Origin of the sequence: Dietzia sp. KRD202, from assembly GCF_017168155.1 — a bacterium.
GTDB classification, from domain to species: Bacteria; Actinomycetota; Actinomycetes; order Mycobacteriales; family Mycobacteriaceae; genus Dietzia; species Dietzia kunjamensis.
This window is the reverse complement of sequence record NZ_JABFAN010000005.1, coordinates 418,049-436,240: the sequence shown is the minus strand read 5'-3', so window position 1 is coordinate 436,240 and position 18,192 is coordinate 418,049. Positions and strand designations below refer to the sequence as shown.

17 protein-coding genes are annotated in these 18,192 nt (G+C 71.1%); 6 read left to right on the top strand and 11 right to left on the bottom strand.

Annotated elements, in window-relative coordinates; translation table 11 throughout:
* Nucleotides 1-92: 92 nt before the first annotated feature.
* The 6 genes from J1M64_RS02820 to J1M64_RS02795 all read right to left on the bottom strand — a co-directional run bounded on the left by J1M64_RS02820 (nucleotide 93) and on the right by J1M64_RS02795 (nucleotide 7,413).
* Nucleotides 93-1,313, bottom strand: coding sequence for an acetyl-CoA C-acetyltransferase (locus J1M64_RS02820; protein ID WP_154828059.1), 1,221 nt, complete (start codon nucleotides 1,311-1,313; stop codon nucleotides 93-95).
* Nucleotides 1,314-1,354: 41 nt separating this feature from the next.
* Nucleotides 1,355-2,554 (bottom strand): SGNH/GDSL hydrolase family protein, encoded by a 1,200-nt coding sequence (locus J1M64_RS02815; protein WP_206472559.1) that lies wholly within the window; start codon nucleotides 2,552-2,554, stop codon nucleotides 1,355-1,357.
* Complete coding sequence (locus J1M64_RS02810) at nucleotides 2,551-3,978, bottom strand: hypothetical protein (protein ID WP_307872348.1); 1,428 nt, start codon at nucleotides 3,976-3,978, stop codon at nucleotides 2,551-2,553. Before J1M64_RS02810 ends, J1M64_RS02815 begins: the two co-directional genes overlap by 4 nt.
* Nucleotides 3,975-6,215: an AAA family ATPase gene (locus J1M64_RS02805; RefSeq protein ID WP_206472556.1), complete on the bottom strand. Its 2,241-nt coding sequence runs from the start codon at nucleotides 6,213-6,215 to the stop codon at nucleotides 3,975-3,977. Before J1M64_RS02805 ends, J1M64_RS02810 begins: the two co-directional genes overlap by 4 nt.
* Nucleotides 6,216-6,309: 94 nt before the next feature.
* A complete protein-coding gene (gene greA, locus J1M64_RS02800) occupies nucleotides 6,310-6,807 on the bottom strand; it encodes a transcription elongation factor GreA (RefSeq protein WP_067715687.1) in 498 nt (165 codons plus the stop codon).
* Between the two features lie 147 nt (nucleotides 6,808-6,954).
* Nucleotides 6,955-7,413, bottom strand: a complete 459-nt coding sequence (locus J1M64_RS02795) for a DUF4307 domain-containing protein (RefSeq protein WP_067715685.1) — start codon at nucleotides 7,411-7,413, stop codon at nucleotides 6,955-6,957.
* Between the two features lie 153 nt (nucleotides 7,414-7,566).
* On the opposite strand from J1M64_RS02795, the gene mca reads away from it, so the two are divergent.
* Both mca and J1M64_RS02785 read left to right on the top strand, forming a co-directional pair.
* Nucleotides 7,567-8,490 carry a mycothiol conjugate amidase Mca gene (mca, locus tag J1M64_RS02790; RefSeq protein ID WP_206472554.1) on the top strand — a complete coding sequence of 308 codons (924 nt, stop codon included), beginning with the start codon at nucleotides 7,567-7,569 and terminating at the stop codon, nucleotides 8,488-8,490.
* A complete protein-coding gene (locus tag J1M64_RS02785; protein WP_067715680.1) occupies nucleotides 8,487-8,813 on the top strand; it encodes a hypothetical protein in 327 nt (108 codons plus the stop codon). The genes mca and J1M64_RS02785 overlap by 4 nt, the downstream gene beginning before the upstream one ends.
* 57 nt (nucleotides 8,814-8,870) lie before the next feature.
* On the opposite strand, the gene J1M64_RS02780 is transcribed toward J1M64_RS02785, so the two are convergent.
* Together J1M64_RS02780 and J1M64_RS02775 are read right to left on the bottom strand one after the other, a co-directional pair.
* Nucleotides 8,871-9,572: a CE1759 family FMN reductase gene (locus J1M64_RS02780; protein WP_206472551.1), complete on the bottom strand. Its 702-nt coding sequence runs from the start codon at nucleotides 9,570-9,572 to the stop codon at nucleotides 8,871-8,873.
* Nucleotides 9,569-10,819: an LLM class flavin-dependent oxidoreductase gene (locus tag J1M64_RS02775; protein ID WP_206472549.1), complete on the bottom strand. Its 1,251-nt coding sequence runs from the start codon at nucleotides 10,817-10,819 to the stop codon at nucleotides 9,569-9,571. Before J1M64_RS02775 ends, J1M64_RS02780 begins: the two co-directional genes overlap by 4 nt.
* Before the next feature lie 560 nt (nucleotides 10,820-11,379).
* On the opposite strand from J1M64_RS02775, the gene J1M64_RS02770 reads away from it, so the two are divergent.
* The 3 genes from J1M64_RS02770 (at nucleotide 11,380) to J1M64_RS02760 (ending at nucleotide 14,038) form a co-directional block, all read left to right on the top strand.
* Nucleotides 11,380-12,453 carry a 3-deoxy-7-phosphoheptulonate synthase gene (locus J1M64_RS02770; protein ID WP_206472548.1) on the top strand — a complete coding sequence of 358 codons (1,074 nt, stop codon included), beginning with the start codon at nucleotides 11,380-11,382 and terminating at the stop codon, nucleotides 12,451-12,453.
* 125 nt (nucleotides 12,454-12,578) lie between these two features.
* A complete protein-coding gene (locus J1M64_RS02765) occupies nucleotides 12,579-13,346 on the top strand; it encodes an isoprenyl transferase (protein WP_206472546.1) in 768 nt (255 codons plus the stop codon).
* A complete protein-coding gene (locus J1M64_RS02760; protein WP_206472544.1) occupies nucleotides 13,346-14,038 on the top strand; it encodes an MOSC domain-containing protein in 693 nt (230 codons plus the stop codon). The genes J1M64_RS02765 and J1M64_RS02760 overlap by 1 nt, the downstream gene beginning before the upstream one ends.
* Nucleotides 14,039-14,077: 39 nt before the next feature.
* On the opposite strand, the gene J1M64_RS02755 is transcribed toward J1M64_RS02760, so the two are convergent.
* Together J1M64_RS02755 and J1M64_RS20135 are read right to left on the bottom strand one after the other, a co-directional pair.
* A complete protein-coding gene (locus J1M64_RS02755; protein WP_241260949.1) occupies nucleotides 14,078-15,544 on the bottom strand; it encodes a PH domain-containing protein in 1,467 nt (488 codons plus the stop codon).
* Nucleotides 15,541-16,029, bottom strand: coding sequence for a PH domain-containing protein (locus J1M64_RS20135; RefSeq protein ID WP_206472542.1), 489 nt, complete (start codon nucleotides 16,027-16,029; stop codon nucleotides 15,541-15,543). Before J1M64_RS20135 ends, J1M64_RS02755 begins: the two co-directional genes overlap by 4 nt.
* A gap of 37 nt (nucleotides 16,030-16,066) precedes the next feature.
* On the opposite strand from J1M64_RS20135, the gene J1M64_RS02745 reads away from it, so the two are divergent.
* Nucleotides 16,067-17,173 carry a tocopherol cyclase family protein gene (locus J1M64_RS02745; protein WP_206472533.1) on the top strand — a complete coding sequence of 369 codons (1,107 nt, stop codon included), beginning with the start codon at nucleotides 16,067-16,069 and terminating at the stop codon, nucleotides 17,171-17,173.
* Here J1M64_RS02745 and coaA read toward each other — a convergent pair.
* Nucleotides 17,170-18,102: a type I pantothenate kinase gene (coaA, locus tag J1M64_RS02740; protein WP_206472531.1), complete on the bottom strand. Its 933-nt coding sequence runs from the start codon at nucleotides 18,100-18,102 to the stop codon at nucleotides 17,170-17,172. The two genes, J1M64_RS02745 and coaA, sit on opposite strands and share 4 nt — an antisense overlap.
* Nucleotides 18,103-18,192: the final 90 nt, after the last annotated feature.

Below are 18,192 nucleotides of genomic sequence, written 5' to 3'. Positions count from 1 at the left end.
AGAGCGCCCCGGGCACACTTCCTCGAGAGAAGCGTGCCCGGGGCGCTCGCAGTGCCGCGGGGTGGCGCGGGCTCAGGCCACGCCGGATGGGATCAGCTGAGGCGCTCGAGCACCATCGCCATGCCCTGGCCGCCGCCGACGCACATGGTCTCGACGCCGAACTGCTTGTCCTCGGCCTGCAGGTTGTTGAGCAGCGACGCGGTGATGCGGGCGCCCGTCATACCGAAGGGGTGGCCGAGCGCGATGGCACCGCCGTTGATGTTGAGCTTGTCCTCCTCGATGCCGAGCTCGCGGGCCGAGCCGAGCACCTGCACGGCGAACGCCTCGTTGATCTCGAACAGGTCGATGTCGGAGATCGACTTGCCGGCGATCCGCAGGGCGTTCTTGACGGCCTCGATCGGCCCCAGGCCCATGATCTCGGGCGACAGGCCGGACACGCCGGTGGAGACGACGCGCGCGAGCGGGGTCAGGCCCAGCTCCTTGGCCTTGGTATCGGACATGATCACCAGGGCGGCAGCACCGTCGTTGAGCGGGCAGCAGTTGCCGGCCGCGATGGTGCCGTCGGGACGGAAGACCGGCTTGAGCTGCGAGATCTTCTCGTAGGTGGTGCCGGGCCGCGGGCCGTCGTCGGCGGAGACGACGGTGCCGTCGGGCATCGTCACCGGGGTGATCTCATTGGCGAAGTGGCCACGGTCGACGGCGGCCACGGCGCGCTCCTGCGAGCGCACGCCCCAGCGGTCCTGCTCCTCGCGGGTGATGCCGGTCATCTGGGCCACGTTCTCGGCGGTCTGGCCCATCGGGATGTACACGTCGGGCAGCAGGCCCTCGGCGCGCGGGTCGGTCCACACAGGGGCCCCGCCCTCGGCGCGCGCGGCGGTGCGGGCCTCGGCGTCGGCGAAGATCGGGTTGTGGGTGTTCGGGATGTGGTCGGAGGTGCCGTACTGGAAGTTGGAGACGGTCTCCACGCCGGCGGAGATGAACACGTCACCCTCCCCGGCCTTGATCGCGTGCAGTGCCATGCGGGTGGTCTGCAGCGAAGAGGAGCAGTAGCGGTTGACGGTGGTGCCGGGCACGGTGTCCAGGCCGGCGAGGACCGACACGACGCGGGCCATGTTGAACCCCTGCTGGCCGCCGGGCAGCCCGTTCCCCAACATGAGGTCGTCGATCTGGGTGGGGTCGAGCGCGGGGATCTTGTCCAGCGCGGCCTTGACCATCTGGGCGGTGAGGTCGTCGGAGCGGATGCCCACGAGGGAACCCTTGTTGGCGCGCCCGATGGGGGAACGGGCGTACGAGACGATCACGGCTTCCGGCATGGAGAGCTCCTTCGTTGCGGGTGAGTGCTGGTGTGGTCGGGTCAGTCCTGGGGATCCGGGTCGTCCCGCGTCGAGCGGGTCGGTGTCAGGATCCGGCTACGGCGTCGGAGGGTGTCCGCGGCCTCACGGGCCTCGCCCGTGCTCTCGGGGTCACCGTCCACGTCCTCATTATGCAGGAACGTGTTCCGGTCACCGTCGTCCGCATCCTCGTGAGTGCGGGCGAAGTCGGTCAGGCGCTTGGTCAGCCGGGCCACCACGGACTCGCGGTGCTCGGCCGGAGAGGCGGCGTCGGAGGAATCGGCGTCCGGTTCCGCGCGGGCATCCGACGCAGCGTCTGCCGCGGCGCTCTCGGCGGCCTCCAGCGACGCGGCGGCCTCCTCGGCGTCGCGCGGCACGTGCTCCTCGGGAATCTCGTCCCACACGCCCAGGGCAACGCACACGGCGGGCAGCAGCAGGCCGGCGGCGAGCTCGTATCCGGCGGAGTTGGGGTGGAAGCGGTCGGGCGAGAACAGGCTCTCGCCGCGACGGTGGAACTCGGGCGCAAGGGTCTCCGCGAGGGAGACGGGGACGCCGCCGGCCTTGCGGGCCTGCACGGCCTGCGCGGCGGCCAGGCGTCGGCTCAGGCCGGACATGACCGATCGCAACGGCTGGGGGACCGGCTTGATGATGCTCAGGTCGGGGCAGGTGCCCACGACGACGTGTGAACCGTTCTCCCGCAGCGCCCGCACGGCCTCGCCCACGCGGCGGGCCGAGGGGCCGATCGCGTTGCGGGAGGTGATGTCGTTGCCGCCGATGAGGATCACCGAGATGTCGGGGTCGCCGTGCGCGATCTGCATGGCCTCGATCTGCCCGGGCAGTCCCTTGGAGGTGGCGCCGACGATCGCCTTGATGCTCAGCCGCACGTTCCACCCGGATTCCTCGGCCAGGCCGCGTGCCAGCAGCACGCCGGGCAGCTCGTCAGGGGAGTCGGCGCCCAGGCCGGCGGCGAGCGAGTCGCCGAAGATCATCATGTGCACGTCGCACGTCATGCCGGGCCGCCACGGTTCGGGCGCGCTGGCCCTGGGCCGGTAGAGCCCGTCGCCGGAGTAGGGCCGCGACGTCGGCTTGGGGATCACCCGGCGGGCGATCCTGGCCTGCTGCGTGAGTACCTCCTGCGCGCCGCGGTACGCCCCCACCGTGCCCACGGCTGCCAGCCCGAGGCTCATCCAGATGCGTCGGGAGGCGTCGTCGGCGTCGGTCATCGGGCGTGTCGTCTCCCCTCTGGGTTGTGGTCGGACTCTGGGTTGTGGTCGAACTCTGCGTTGTGGTCGGACTCTGCGCTGTGGTGGGCCCCGGCGTCGTGACGTGAGGCTGTTCGGTGGCGTGCGGCGGACGGAGCGGCCAGCTCACGGGCGTGCTGGGCCAACTCGACGATAGCCCTCCTGCTCTCGGCGGGCCCGCGCGAGAGATCGATCGGGTACTCCACGATCGAGATGTCGGTGTGGACGATCCGTCGGGGCTGGGGGGAATCGTCGCGCCGCTGGGCCGGGTAGACCAGGTACGCGCGGTCCACCCCGAGCGCGGTGCAGGCGGCCAACAGTCGATAGTGCTCGGCGGCGCGGGCCCGGCGGTCCGTGGGATAGGTCGGGACGAACGTGGTGACGGGCTCGCCGTCGACCTCGTACACCAACCCCGTGCGCACGGAGATGTGGTCACCGTCGTCGGACGGCGCGCTGTGACGCCCCGACGGCGCGTCGTCCGCCTCGGCACCGGAATCCAGGTTGACGACGGGGTTCTGCAGCAGCCGACCACCCCGGCCGTCGAGGGCGGCGGTCAGCTCGGCTTCCACGAAGCGTTCGAACAGTGCCGGCATTTCGGTGACGAAAGCCGCCGACGCGGCGTGACCGTCCTCGACCTCCACCGAGATCCGCCGCACGATGCGGTCCGCCAACGCCAGCGCGTCCTGGTAGCGGGCGTTGAGCCTGCTGGGCGTCCACGCCGGCACGGGCGCGCCCTGGCCGATGAGCGTGGCATCCGAGAGTCGGGCGTCGACCATCGCCAGCTGGCGGCGGGTGGCATCGGGCAGCTCGGGCAGGAACTGGAGGCGGTGGGCGGCCGTCCGCAGGATGCGGTTCTCTGCGATGTCCGGGGTGAACTCGGAGTAGGTGACCTCGAGCGGGATGGTCATGCCCGGGTGGCGGCGGATCTGGTCACCCAGGCGGATCCGGCCGCGCACGGTGGTCAGCGCCTCGTCCACCCTGCGGTACCCGCGCAGCAGCCCGGCGGACAGGGCCCGGTGCGCCAACCGGGCCATGGACTCGGCGACGGAGGTCCACAGCTCGTCGTCGTCCCTGGCCTGCACGGACGAGGACAGGAACGGGTCGTCGGCCGCGTGGTCGAGCAGGAAGAACAATTGCGTCAGGCCGAGGCTGGCGGCGGGCATGACCCGCACCGACAGGCCTTCGACGCGGACCGAGCCGACCGCGCCGCAGGGGATGAGCCGCCACGTGTCACGGCCGGCGGGCAGCACCTCCACGAGTCCGGTCTGCGACAGGTGCTGCGCACCCTCCCAGCTCAGGTTGACCAGTCGGCCACGTCGGTCGAACTCGTCGAACTCGAGCGCCACCGGCGACGCCGGCGACTGTGCCGACGCCGGCGCGCCGGCGCGCGTCGGAGTTGCGGTCACGCCCGCCCGATCTTGCGGCGCAACGCCGCGAGGCCGAACCGCTCGTGCACCTCGGCGCGGGTGAGCCGCCCGTAGTAGTGCTCCTCGAGCAGCGGGAGGAGGTCGAACCGCCAGATCGCCTCGAGGCCGCCCGGCTCGGTGGCCTGGTCCTTCATGAAGTACGACGGCCCGATCCGCAGGTCGCGGTCGGAGTCGTCGATCTCGGAGTTGAGCGCCTCGAGCAGCTCCGCGGGCTCGGTCGTCACGCCGCGCGCCTCGAGGTGGCGTCGCAGCACGCCGGCCACCGGTGGGGTGTCGGGGTGCAGTTCCATGAACGCGAAGCGTCGGCGGATGGCGGCGTCGACCATGGCGATCGACCGGTCGGCGGTGTTCATGGTCCCGATGATGAACAGGTTGCGCGGCAGCCGGAACGAGGTGTCGGGGGAGTACTGCGGCAGCACGGTCCGGTCCCGGTACTCCAGCAGGAAGTACATCTCGCCGAACACGCGGGCCAGGTCGGCGCGGTTCATCTCGTCGATGATGAGGAAGCTCGGGTGTTCGCGGCCCGACTCCGAGGTCGCCCGCGCGGCCTGGCGCCGCAGCGGCCCGGCCTGGAGAGCGAAGCCGGGCTGCCCCGACTCGGTGAGCGTGGGCCGGTAGCCCTCGAAGAAGTCCTCGTAGGCGTAGCTGGGGTGGAACTGCACCAGCTGGACCCGGCTGGGGTCGTCGGGGCCGGCGAGGAAGCGGGCCAGTTCCTGGGCGAGGAAGGTCTTGCCGGTGCCGGGCGGGCCGTAGAACACGATCTGCTGACGCTGTTGCAGGGTGTCGACGATCTCCTGCAGCTCCTCGCGGGGCATGTGCAGGCCGTCCGCCAGCTCGTCGGTGACCTCGGGCAGGGTCGGCACCGCCCCGGCGGCGGGCGCCTCGGCGACCTGCGACTCCGCGGAGTGGCGCCCGGGGTGCATCGCCGACAGCATCGCGTCCAGGCCGTCGGTGAGGTCGACGACCGTGCCGGGCTCGCCGATCAACTCGGACAGAGGACTGGGCAGGGTCTCCAGGTCGAGGGTGACGGTGCTCCACAGCACCGAACGCTCGAGTTGCTGGCCGCCGTCGTCGACGTAGCCGAGGTCGTCGGTGAGGGTGCCCAGATGCAGTTTGGCGTCGGCGACAGTGGCCACCACGTCCTGCGGGTTCATCCGGGACAGGAAGGTGTGCAGCTCGGCGGTGAGCTGGAACCGGGCCTGGTAGTCCAGGTGCGGGTAGCCCTGCTCGACGGCCTGGGACACCTCGAGCCGGCTGGCGTGCGCGGGGATCCGCGGCAGGTGCGAGGCGGGCAGCGCGATGCGGTTCTGGGCGACCCACTGGCCGGCCTGGCCGACGCCGCCGCGGCCGGGCCGCACGAGCCAGGCGCGCCGGGAGTGGTCGTCGCGGTGGCGCTGCCACTGGTTGGCCACGGAGCCGCGGTACCAGTCGACGGGCTGGCCGAGCTGCGCGGACAGCACCTCGGAGATGCGGTGCAGGTCCTGGTCGATGTCCAGCTCGTCGATGCCGGACGGGCCGCCGATGAGGTCGGCGAACGCGTCGCGGATGCGGGTCTTGTGTTCGTGCTTGACGATCGGCTGGAAGTAGCCGGGCCACACGAGGTACTGGAGGCTGTAGCGGATGGCCCGCCAGTCACCGGGGGTGGAGCGGGCCGCGCGCTGGAATTCCCACGGATCCGACAGCGCGGCGTCCCGGACGGACGCGTCGAGCTCGGCCCAGTGGATGACGAACGAGCACAGCCAGCGCAGGTGCTCGCGCATCTGCACGTTGAAACCCAGGCCGCCGGTGAGCGGGCCCTTCTCGCTGAGGACCTCGTCGAGATCGGTGGGGATCGCGGGCGCGTCCTCGATCCAGGAGAGGACGTCGCGGACGCGGCCGCGCTTGAGGCGGGCCGTGACCGTGGACAGGGGGAGCTGTTGGATGAAGAGCAGCTCGGCGGCGAGCAGGACCACGGGCCGCGGGGCGCCCTCGAGCTGGTCGTGCAGCGCCTGCATCACGGGGGAGCGTGTCGACCCGGGCGCCGCGCCGGCGGCCCCTTCCTCGGGGTCGGAGTCCAGACGGCGGGCCAGCTCCTCGGCCACCTCGGGCGTCCACGTGTAGAGGTCGTCCTCGAAGGGGGACTGACCCGTCCGTAGTGCCGGTCCCAGGACCCGCCCGGCCGCCGCTTCGATAGTCGGGGCCGGGCCGTGGGGCCTGTCCTGGGAACCGTCTGACACGTGGAACTCCTGCTACGCCGGGGCGGATTCGGGCCCGCCTGGAGGCGACCCGACATTCGTGAAGAACGTACCACCGGTCCCCGTCTTCAGCCGGTCAGCTGTGGTACGGCTCCGCGGTCACGATGGTGACGGCGACCTTCTTGCCGTTGGGGGCGGTGTACTCGCGGCTCTCCCCGTTCTTGGCGCCGAGGACGGCCTTGCCGAGCGGGGACTCGGGGGAGTAGATCTCGAGGTCGTCCTTGCCGGAACCCTCGCCGCGGGTACCGATGAGGAAGGTCTCCTTGGTGTCCTCGTTGCCGTTGTAGTAGGCGCGGACGACGGAGCCGATGAGCGCGACACCGGACTCGGTGGGCGTCTCGCCGACCTGGGCGTTGGCCAGCAGGTCGTCGATGGTCCGGATGCGGGCCTCCTCCTGGCCCTGCTGCTCACGCGCGGCGTGGTAGCCGGCGTTCTCCTTGAGGTCGCCCTCCTCGCGCCGCTCGTTGATCTCGGCGGCGATGACCGGACGGTTGGCGATCAGCGCCTCCTTCTCGGCCATGAGGCGGTCGTACGATTCCTGGGTCAACCAGTGGACCTGGGTGTCGTTCGCCATGAGCGCACTCCAATCTGTTCGCGTGCGTGATGTAAGAAAAACACGGCCCCGCGAAAAATGGAGCCGTGCTGAAGCGCCGATTCTAACACAGGCGCCGTTGCTCGCCGTCCGTTACGCGCGGCCCTGACGGCCGCGCCGTCTGCGGCCCTACCTGCGCAGGTAGTCGGGGACGTCGTCGCCACACCCGTAGACGTCCGCGGCGAAGGCGCGTCCGGTGGTGAAGACGGACGCGTCGATCTGGATCGTGGTGTTCTCCGACGGTGGGACGTACACCTCGCGTCGGCCGAGTTCGCCCTTCGACTCCTCCTGGGCCCGGATGATGCAGTAGGCGGGTGTGCCGGGCTCCTCGCGCGTCACGGTGAACGTCAGGTCGACCCGGGTCTCGTCGACGACCTCCACCCCGATCGCCTCACCGGTGATGTCCGGCGTCTGGTTGAGTCGCCACGTCGTGTAGACGCCGGCGACCACGAGGCCGCCCACGAGCAGCGCCAGGATGACGGCGACGACCTTGCCGGTCAGGTTCGAGCCGCGGTCGGCGGTCGCGTACCGGTCCGCGGGCGGGCCCACGGGGGGCTGCGACGGGGCGTCCGACCTCGGCTCACTCATGGAACCAGGGTATCGGGGCACGCTGGGGATCGGGGCACGCTGGCGGGGACGGGCGGGGGTCGCCGGCGGGCCCCGCCGGGGGCGGCGCCTGGGCCGACGCCCATAGAATGGTGCGGTCATCCACTCACGTGAGAAGAACGGCAGGTGCTCCCGATGGCCGGTCTGCGGCTGATGGCGGTCCACGCCCACCCCGATGACGAGTCGTCAAAGGGGTCGGCAACCATGGCCAGGTACGTCGCCGAGGGCGTCCACGTGCTGGTGGAGACGTGCACCGGGGGCGAGCGGGGCGACATCCTCAACCCCGCGATGGACCGCCCCGACATCGTCGCGGACCTGACGGGCGTCCGGGTGCGTGAGATGGCGCGCGCGGCCGACATCCTGGGGGTCGACCACCACTGGCTGGGATATGTGGACTCGGGGTTGCCGGAGGGTGACCCCACGCCACCCCTGCCGGAGGGATGTTTCGCCCTGGCCGACGACGACGAGGTCACCGAGTCCCTGGTCCGCAGGATCCGGGAGTTCCGTCCCCACGTGATGATCACCTACGACGAGAACGGTGGATATCCCCACCCGGATCACCTGAAGGTGCACTCGGCGTCGATGGCCGCGTACGAGGCCGCCGCCGACCCCGACCGGTATCAGGACGCCGGTGAGCCGTGGGCGATCGCCAAGGTCTACTACACCCACGGATTCCCCAAGAGTCGCCTCCAGCTGCTGGACGACGAACTGTTCGCCCGCGATGGCGTGCGCCACTTCGAGGAGTTCCTGTCGCGTTGGGGGGACCGCCCCGACATCATGGAGCGGGTCACCACGCGGGTCGAGTGCGCTGACTACTTCGAGCAGCGCAACTCGGCACTGCTGGCCCACGCCACCCAGATCGACCCCAACGGCTGGTTCTTCGCCGCACCCGTGGAGATGCAGCAGCGGGTGTGGCCCACCGAGGAGTTCGAGCTCGCCGCCAGCCGGGTGGGCTTTCCCGAGCTCGGTGAGGGAGAATACGAGACAGACCTGTTCGAGGGAGTCGACCCCTACGTCGCGCTCCCCGTCGGCCCGAGCACGAGTGAGGACCCACGATGATCACCCTGGGACCGGACGTCCAGATCCTGGCGTACCAGTCGGCGATGGTGCTCGCGCAGAACCAGTCGCCCGGTACGCCCGGGTACAACGACAACCCGGTGGGGCCGGAGTTCGGCAAGGCATCGCCGATCGGTATCCCGGTGATCCTGCTGTTGCTCATCGCCACCGTGCTGCTCATCCGCAACATGAACAAGCACATCAAGAACCTGCCGGAGAGCTTCGACACCGAGCATCCCGAGCCGGATCAGCTCGCCGACGAGGGCACCGACCGCGGCGCCGTCCCGCCCCTGGAGTCGACCGACGGGCAGCCCGACCCCCGCTGACGGTCTGCGTCGGGGCCGGGCCGCACACCCCGCCGGGGGCAGGACCTGCCCGCCGGTTCAGCGGCCCAAGAGGTCGCCCATCGGGACGAAGTCGCTGAACTCGTCGTCGTCGGTCTTCCGTCCCCGACCGGAGTCCGCGCGCGTCGGCGCCACCGCGCCGGCGGTGACCCCGGCGAACCGCAGCATGTAGTCCGACAGTTCGGTCCCCACTCGCGCGGTACGGGCGCGCAGCGAGTCCTCGTCGCCGTCGGTGGCCACGGCGCCGAAGTCCTCGGACGCCGCGAACACGGTCGTGGGCACGACGTCGGCCTTGAGGTAGGCGAACATCGGCCGCAGTGCGTAGTCGACCGCCAGCGAGTGACGCGCGGTTCCGCCGGTCGCGCCCAACGCCACCGGCACGCCGGCGATCGTGCCGGGTTGGATGACGTCGAACAGCGACTTGAACAGGCCCGAGAACGACTGGTTGTAGATGGGCGTCACCGCGATAAGCCCATCCGCCCGGCCGATCTCGTCGATCGCCGCGGCCAGTTTCTCCCCGGGGAACCTGGTGAAAGTGGCGTCGACGACCTCGTGCGCCAGTTCGCGGGCCTCGAGGACCGTCACGTCGACCCTCTGGCCGTGCCGCGCGAGCGCGTCGCGGGTCGCGGCGGTGAGTTGGTCGGCGAGCATCCGGGTGCTGGAGGGCACCGAGGTTCCGGCGGCGACGACGACGAGGTTGAGCGGCCGCCCGGCGGAGTGGCTGTCGTGGGAGTCGGTCACTTGGAGTCCTTCCCGGCCGGCGCCTCGGCGAGGCGGGCCTGGTTGCGGCGGGCGCGGGCCAGCGACTGCTCCCGGGCGAGCTGACCGCCCTCGGCGGTGAGGCCCGTCCAGTTGTCGCCGGTGCCGAAGCGGTACGCGTCGGAGTAGGCGGGGTCGCCGGCGGCGGCCAGGTCGGCGTCGCGGGCGGCCACTCGCCCGGCGTGGGTCGGCCCGTCCGGGACGTGGGCCGGGCGCAGTGCGTCGAGTTCCCGCCGCAGGGTCGGCACGATCTCGGTGCCCAGGATCTCGATCTGCTCGAGAACGGTCTTGCGGGGCAGGCCGGCGTGGTCGATGAGGAACAGCTGACGCTGGTAGTCGCCCACGTGCTCGCGCATCGTCATGTATCGGTCGATGATCTGCTGCGGCGAGCCGACGGTCAGCGGGGTCTGGGCGGTGAAGTCCTCCAGTGACGGGCCGTGGCCGTAGACCGGGGCGTTGTCGAAGTAGGGGCGGAACTCGTTGACCGCGTCCTGGCTGTTGGCGCGGGCGAAGAACTGCCCGCCCAGGCCGACGATCGCCTGGTCCGCCGAGCCGTGACCGTAGTGCTCGTAGCGGCGGCGGTACAGCTCGACCATCTGCTTGGTGTGGTGGATCGGCCAGAAGATGTTGTTGTGGAAGAAGCCGTCGCCGTAGAAGGCGGCTTGTTCGGCGATCTGCGGCGAGCGGATCGAGCCGTGCCACACGAAGGGCGCGACGCCGTCCAGCGGGCGCGGGGTCGAGGTGAACTGTTGGAGGGCCGTGCGGAACTTACCCTCCCAGTCCACGACGTCCTCGTGCCACAGGCGGTGGAGCAGTTCGTAGTTCTCGATCGCGATCGGCAGCCCCTGCCGGATGTCCTGACCGAACCACGGGTAGACCGGGCCGGTGTTGCCGCGGCCCATCGTCAGGTCGACCCGGCCGCCTGCCAGGTGCTGCAGCATGGCGTAATCCTCGGCGATCTTCACCGGGTCGTTGGTGGTAATCAGGGTGGTGGCCGTCGACAGGATGATCTCGGAGGTCCTGCCCGCGATGTAGCCCAGCGTCGTGGTGGGGGAGGACGTCACGAACGGCGGGTTGTGGTGTTCACCCAGCGCGAAGACGTCGAGGCCCACCTGCTCGGCCAGCGTGGCGTACTCGACGACCGCCTCCAGTCGCTCGTGCTCGGTGGGTATCCGCCCGGTGGTGGGGTCCGGGGTGATGTCGGCGATGCTGAAGATTCCGAACTGCATGATGGTGGCCTCTCGTCTGTTGGTGTCCCCATCTTAACTTGCTGACATGTCAAACAAAAGGGTGTGGGGCGGTATTCCCCCTCACATGGCGGGTGCCGTCCGGCCTGCCCCGGTGTGGACGGTTCCGCAGCCGCCCCTCGCGACGGCGTCTGGCCTGCGCAGCGGTGCACGCCAGACGCCATGGCGGGACGCGGCTGCGTCCTGGTCGAGCAGGCGCGGGAGCGACACGCCAGCCTCGCGGGCGACACGCCAGGCGCGGGAGCGGCTGTCAGGGTAGGGCTGCGAGGCGATTCCGGCCGGCCCGGGTCCGTCTGCTATCGTGTCCGGCATGTCGAACGCTCGCGCTTATTGGCGCTTTATGTGGGCTCCGGGTGGAGCCCGCGCCGCGAGCGCACGCGTCCGCTAGACGGACGTCTCGACACCCGGAGCCCAGAGGCGGTGACCACCATGGTCGCCGCCTTCCGCCTTTCCAGACGGCGGATCCGGGTGCGCGAGATACAGGGCACCACGAGATCACGGCACCCGGCCCGCCATGACCACATCGCCAGGAGTGCACAGCCGTGACCGTCACCGCCGAGAACCCCACCCAGACCGCCGACAGGCGGGTCCTGTCCTACTCCCCGCTGCCGACGCCGACCGAGATCCTCGGCGAGCTCCCGCTGGGCGAGGCCCGCGAGGCGCTGGTCGAGCGCAGTCGCGCCGAGGTCGCCGACGTGCTCGCCGGGCGCGATGACCGCCTGCTCGTGGTGGTCGGCCCGTGTTCGGTCCACGACACCGAGGCGGCCCTCGACTACGCGGCGCGACTCGCCGCGCTCGCGCAGGAGACGGCCGAGGACCTGCTCATCGTGATGCGCGTGTACTTCGAGAAGCCCCGGACCACCGTCGGGTGGAAGGGCCTCATCAACGACCCCGCGCTCGACGGGAGCTACGACATCGCGCGCGGCCTGCGCACCGCCCGCACCCTGCTGCTCGACGTGCTCGACCTGGGGCTGCCCGTGGGGACCGAGTTCCTCGAGCCGACCAGCCCGCAGTACATCGCCGACGCCGTGTCCTGGGGCGCGATCGGCGCGCGCACCACCGAGAGCCAGGTGCATCGTCAGCTGGTGTCGGGACTGTCGATGCCGGTGGGCTTCAAGAACGGGACCGACGGCGAGGTCCAGGTCGCGGTCGACGGCTGCCGGTCGTCGGCGGCGCGGCACGTGTTCTTCGGCACCGACGCCGAGGGCCGGGCCTCCGTGGTGGAGACCGCCGGCAACACCGACTGCCACGTCATTCTCCGCGGCGGGACCGGCGGACCCAACCACGACGCCGAATCCGTGGCCTCGGCCGTCGCGGCGGTCGGCAAGGTCGGGCTGCCCGGTCTGGTGATGGTGGACGCGAGCCACGCCAACTCGGGCAAGTCGCACGAGCGGCAGGCCGAGGTCGTGGCCGAGCTGGCCGAGCGGATCGGCGCGGGGGAGCAGGGCATCTCCGGACTGATGATCGAGAGCTTCCTCGAGCCCGGCGCCCAGTCCGTCGAGGCCGACGAGCTGGTGTACGGCCGGTCCGTGACGGACGCGTGCATCGGCTGGGACACCACCGCCGACAGCCTGCGCGCGCTCGCCGCGGCCGTCCGCCGGGGCCGACGGGGCTGACCGCCGCCACCCTCGCCGCCGGCCCCGCCGCGGCCCTCGCCGTCGGCCCCGCGCCCCTGTCGGCCCGGGGACGGCGGCCCGAGGGGCACCACTGGGCGGGCGACGCCGCGCGGTACCCTTTCCGCGTGGCCGTCTCCTTCCCCCTGTACTCGCTGTACGAAGCGCGCCTCCGCGCCTCGTTGGACGAGTCGAGGCTGCCGCGGCACATCGCCGTGATGGCGGACGGGAACCGCCGGTGGGCACGCGAGGCGGGGTTCACCGACGTCGCGCACGGTCACCGGGCGGGCGCGGTCAAGATCGCCGAGATGCTGGGCTGGTGTGACGACCTCGGTGTGGACGTCGCCACCATCTACCTGCTCAGCACGGAGAACCTCGGTCGCGATGCCGAGGAACTCGATGAACTGCTGCAGATCATCGCGGACGTGGTGGACGAGATCACCGGCCCGGGGAAGAACTGGGTGGTCCGGATCGTCGGGCGTCTCGAGGTGCTGCCGGACTGGCTCGCGGAGCGACTGCGCCACGCCGAGCAGGTGAGCAGGGGCCGGCCGGGCGTCAAGGTCAACGTCGCGGTGGGGTACGGCGGGCGGCAGGAGATCGCCGACGCCGCCCGCGAGCTGGTCCAGGAGCTGATCGACAAGGGCTGCAGCGGGCAGGAGCTGGTCGACGCGATCACCGTCGACGGCATCGGCGAGCACCTCTACACCTCGGGCCAGCCCGACCCGGACCTCGTGATCCGCACCTCGGGCGAGCAGCGGCTCTCGGGCTTCCTGCTGTGGCAGAGCGCGTATTCGGAGATCTGGTTCACCGAGGCGTACTGGCCGGCGTTCCGGCGGGTCGACTTCCTCCGGGCGATGCGCGAGTACGGAGCCCGCAACCGTCGGTTCGGTCAGTGATGGCCGGCGCGGAGGCGGAGCGCGCGCCGATCACCGTGGGCGAGGGGTTCACCGTCCGCGCCGTGTGCGTGGTGGACCGACTGCTCGAGGTGCCCGGCCGGGTCGGCGTCACCGCGATCGACAAGCGGCCCGTCGACGGCCCCGTCCAGGTGCGCGAGTACGGCCTCCACGGCGACGTCCAGGCAGACCGCCAGCATCACGGAGGGGTGTGGAAGGCCGTCTACCTGCTCTCGGAGTCCGACGTCGAGCAGTGGGAGCCCGAGTTCGGCGGCCCGATCCCGCCCGGGTACTTCGGCGAGAACCTTCGCGTGACCGGCGTCGACACCTCGCAGTTGCAGATCGGCACCGTGCTGGAGGTGGGCCGCCTGCGCATGGAGGTCACGACGCCGCGGATCCCGTGTCAGACCTTCGGCCACCACGTGGGCAAGCCGCGCTGGGTGCGGCGCTTCACCGAGGGCGGGCGACCCGGCGCGTACGCGCGGGTCCTCGCCGCGGGCCCCGTCGAGGCCGGGGATGAGATCCGGGTGGTCGCCGTGCCCACGCACGGGGTCACGATCGGGCGGGTCTTCGCCGGGGTCGACGACGACGAGGCCCGGCGGCTCCTCGACGAGTACGCGCTGTCCGACCTGGCGCCCAGTCTGGTCCGGAAGCTGGATCCGGCCACCGACGACAGGCCCGTGGACGCCGACTGACCGGGGCGTCTGGTGAGGCCGATTAGTGAGGCCGACTGTCTAGCAGGACAGATGGTCCCACACCGGGCCGGCGGTGCGCCACAGTTCCGGCGCCTGCTCGAGGCCCACGTCAGGCACCCGGAAGGCGCCCCCTCCGCCGGCCGCGGTGACGACCAGCGTGGCCAACCCGGCGCGACGCTGCAGCGGCGAGCGCCGGATGTTCCATCCGAGGATCCCCTCCCGCTCGAGGACGTCGGTGCGTCGCATCAGCGACCCCTTGCGCAACGCCACCACCCCGCCGGTGACCGCGTGCCCGAGTCCGCGCGAGTTGTCGACCGCGATCCAGAGCGCCACTGCCGAGGACAGAGCGAACGCCAGCAGCGGGACCCACCACAGCCACGTCCAGATCACGCCCGGGACGAGGGCCACGGCGGTGACGACGACGACGACCGCGGTCGCCCGTACGATCCTGCGGCGACGCGCGGCGGGCGGATGGGCGGAGAGGTCGCCGGGGACGGGCTCACCGAGCACGGTCTCGGCGACGCCGGTCGGCACATCGAGGGGGGAGGCGGGTACGAGCCCCGGGCTCTGCTTCTGCTTGCCGTCCTCGTCCTTGCCGATACCGACGCCCGAGGCGATCACATCGAGCCGTGCGGCGCCCAGAGCGCGGAACCCCGGGGGTTCGTGGAGTGTCACTCCCCGGATACGCCGGCCATCGAAGGTGGTGTGACGGCCCACCACCAGACCGCGCCGCAGTTCCAGTGATCCGTCCTCGTGATGGTCGAGTCGTAGATTCCACCAGTTCTCGATGAACAGGGCCACCGAGGCGATCGTGCCCAGCAGGAGCGCGATCGTCAGGACGCCGACCGCGATCACCGGGATCGGCAGCGCCCCGATCCGGTCCCAGATCCACGCGAGTACCCGGGGGACGGCGTTGAACCAGTCGGCGACCTGCACCACGAGCCCGATACCCAGGAGGCCGAACAGCGGCGTCATGACGCTGGCCGGGGCATAGCGGACCCAGCGTGGGTCGAGGCGGAGGATCTCGCTGGTGTCGGTCGTGGCCCGGTCGGCGAGCAGGTGCCGGCGCAGGTCCTCGGCGACCTCGCGGTCTAGCGCAGCCAGGGACATGCGCGAGCCGTCGGTCTCGCCGCTGGCCAGGCGGACCGTGGCGATGCCCAGTCGGCGTTGGATGACGTCCGCGGTGATCTCCACGTTGCGCACCCGGCTCGTGGACAGCGTCGTGGTGGTGCTCGACAGGAACCGGACACGGCGCTCGATGCGGTGGGGGTCGATCCGGTATCGCGTGACGGCCAGGCGGGCGGTCTCCGTGACGGCGGTGGCGGCGGTGCCGACGAGGGCCCCGCCGATCGTCCAGAACAGCACCCACCCGATCCCTAGGCCACTGAGCACCATGCCCAGGCCGATGGGGACGGCCGTCGCGGCGAGAGCACCCGCCGCCACCAGTGTGGTCGCGGGGATCGTCCGGGGGTCCAGGCGTACCCAGCCGTCGTCGTGCACGGTCATGTCGCGTCCCTCTGGTCGTCCTCGGCAAGGATCGTGAGGCGGTCGACCATCTCCTCGGCCAGCGCGGCGTCGAGGGCGCTGATCCGTACCGCGCCCTTCGACGAGGCGGTGGTCACCACGACCGTGGCCAGACCGAACTGCCGCTCGAGCGGCCCGCGGGTCTTGTCGACCGTCTGGACACGGGACAGGGGAGCGGCGCGCCACTCCTCCCAGAACAGGCCACTACGACTGTAGATGGCGTCGTCCGTGGCCTCCCAGCGGTGGATGGCCCACCGGACCCGCGGGACCACGACGAGCGCGGCGACGGTGAGGACCGCCCACACGGCCGCCGCCGCGAGCAGCCACGGGGTGAGCAGCAGGCCCAGTACGACCAGCACAGGCAGGGGCCAGAGCGTCCACAGCGCGACCTGGGTCGTCCACCACCGTCGGCAGCGGGGGTCGACTCGATGCCGGGGCGGACGGAGGCCGAGCTGCGTCGCATTCACGACTCCACCCTAGGCCTGTTGTGGGACGCTGACCCGTATGGGACTTCTCCGGCGATACCGGGCCACCGGCGCAGACCTGCCCTTCGGCGATCCGCTTCGCGCGCACGACGTGGCCATGGAGGGGTACTTCCTCCGGGTCACCGACCGCGAGCGCGGGCGCGTCGTGATCGCCCTCATCGGGGTCAACCGAGGACCCGACGGGCACTGGGCGACGCTCGGGCTCGCCTCCGACGAGGAGCCCATCCCGATCGAGGCCGGTGGATCGCCCCGGGCCGGTGACGGGGAGTCCTCGTCGTCGTCCTCATCGTCGTCTTCGTTCTCCTCCCTACGTCTCAGGGCCGCGCCGCACGGCTGGGCCGACCCGGACCGGATCGGCGCCCGCTCCGGCGAACTGTTCGAGTACCGACCCGACGGGGTCCGCGTGGACATGGGGGAGGGCGCTCGCCTGCACGTGAACATCACCGACCCGGTGCAGTGGCCGCACCACGCCGTCGGCGGCTCGAGCATCTTCCAGTCCGTCCCCGCCCTCAACCAGTACTGGCACCCCTGGCTGCTCGGCGGCCGCGCGAGCGGATGGGCCGAACTCGACGGCGAGCACTGGGAGTTCGACGGCGCCGAGGTGTACGGCGAGAAGAACTGGGGCGCCGAGGGCTTCCCCGACTCGTGGTGGTGGGGCCAGGCGCAGGCGTTCTCCGAGCCGAACACGTGCGTGGCGTTCGCCGGCGGGCAGATCCACTCCGGGCCGCTGCGCACCGAGGTGACTGCAGTTGTCGTGCGACTGCCCGGCGGGAAGGTCATCCGGCTGGGCAACCCTGTCGTCTCGCCGGTCCGCGCCGAGGTGACCGACGAGCGGTGGGAGTTCCAGGGCCGCGGTTACGGCTGGCAGGTCCGGATCAGCGGGCGTTCGCCCCTGGACCGCGCGCACGTGCTGCCGGTCCCGCTGCCGTCGGAGAAGCGCAACTCCGCCGGGTCGATCGAACACCTCGCGGGCGAGCTCGAGGTGGAGGTGCGCCGGCACGGGCGACTGGTGTGGTCGGACCGCAGCGCCCTGGCCGCGCTCGAACACGGCGGGCTCGACCGCGCCGAGGCCGAGCTGCGGCGGCGTGGCGTCCCGGAGGGGGAGACGGGCACGCCGCCGCTCTAGATCTTGCGCAGGCGCAGCCGCTGGATGGAGTGGTCCGAGTTCTTACGGAGCACCAGCGTCGCGCGAGGCCGGGTCGGCAGGATGTTCTCCACCAGGTTCGGCCGGTTGATCGACGTCCAGATCTCGCGGGCGGCGAGCCGGGCCGCCTTGTCGGACAGGTCGGCGTAGTGCGCGAAGTGCGAGTTGGGGTTGGAGAACGACGTGCTCCGCAGTTCGAGGAAGCGCTCGACGTACCACTGCTCGATGTCCTCGATCCGCGCGTCGACGTAGAGCGAGAAGTCGAACAGGTCCGAGACCATGAGGCGCGGACCCGTCTGCAGGACGTTGAGGCCCTCCACGATGAGGATGTCGGGTCGGCGGACCTCGATGAGCTCGTCGGGCACGATGTCGTACTTGGTGTGCGAGTACACAGGCGCGCGCACGACCGGGGCGCCGGATTTGACCTCGGTGACGAACCTCAGCAGCGCGCGCCGGTCATACGACTCCGGGTAGCCCTTGCGGTGCATGAGCCCACGCCGCTGGAGTTCGCGGTTGGGGTGGAGGAAGCCGTCGGTGGTGATGAGGTCCACCCGGGGGTGGGAGTCCCAACGGGTGAGCAGCGCGCGCAGCACACGGGCGGACGTGGACTTGCCGACCGCCACCGACCCGGCGACGCCGATCACGAACGGCATGGGGGCGTCCACGGTCTCGCCGAGGAACAGATTGGTCGACTGGAACAGCCGCTGCCGGGCGGATACCTGCAGGTGGATGAGCCGGCTCAGCGGCAGGTAGATCTCCGCGATCTCGTCGAGGTCGAGGTGTTCGCCCAGGCCACGCAGGCCCTCGAGGTCCTGTTCGGTGAGCACCATGGGCATCGCACGCCGCAGGCGCCGCCAGCTCCGACGGTCGAACTCGACGTACGGCGTGTAGTCGCCGGCGTGTCTGCTCACGGTTCCCGATTGTGGCAGGTGGCCACGGGGGAGAGGGTGTCAGGGTGGCATGGCACTAGACTGACGACGACGACGAGACGAGCCGTGGCC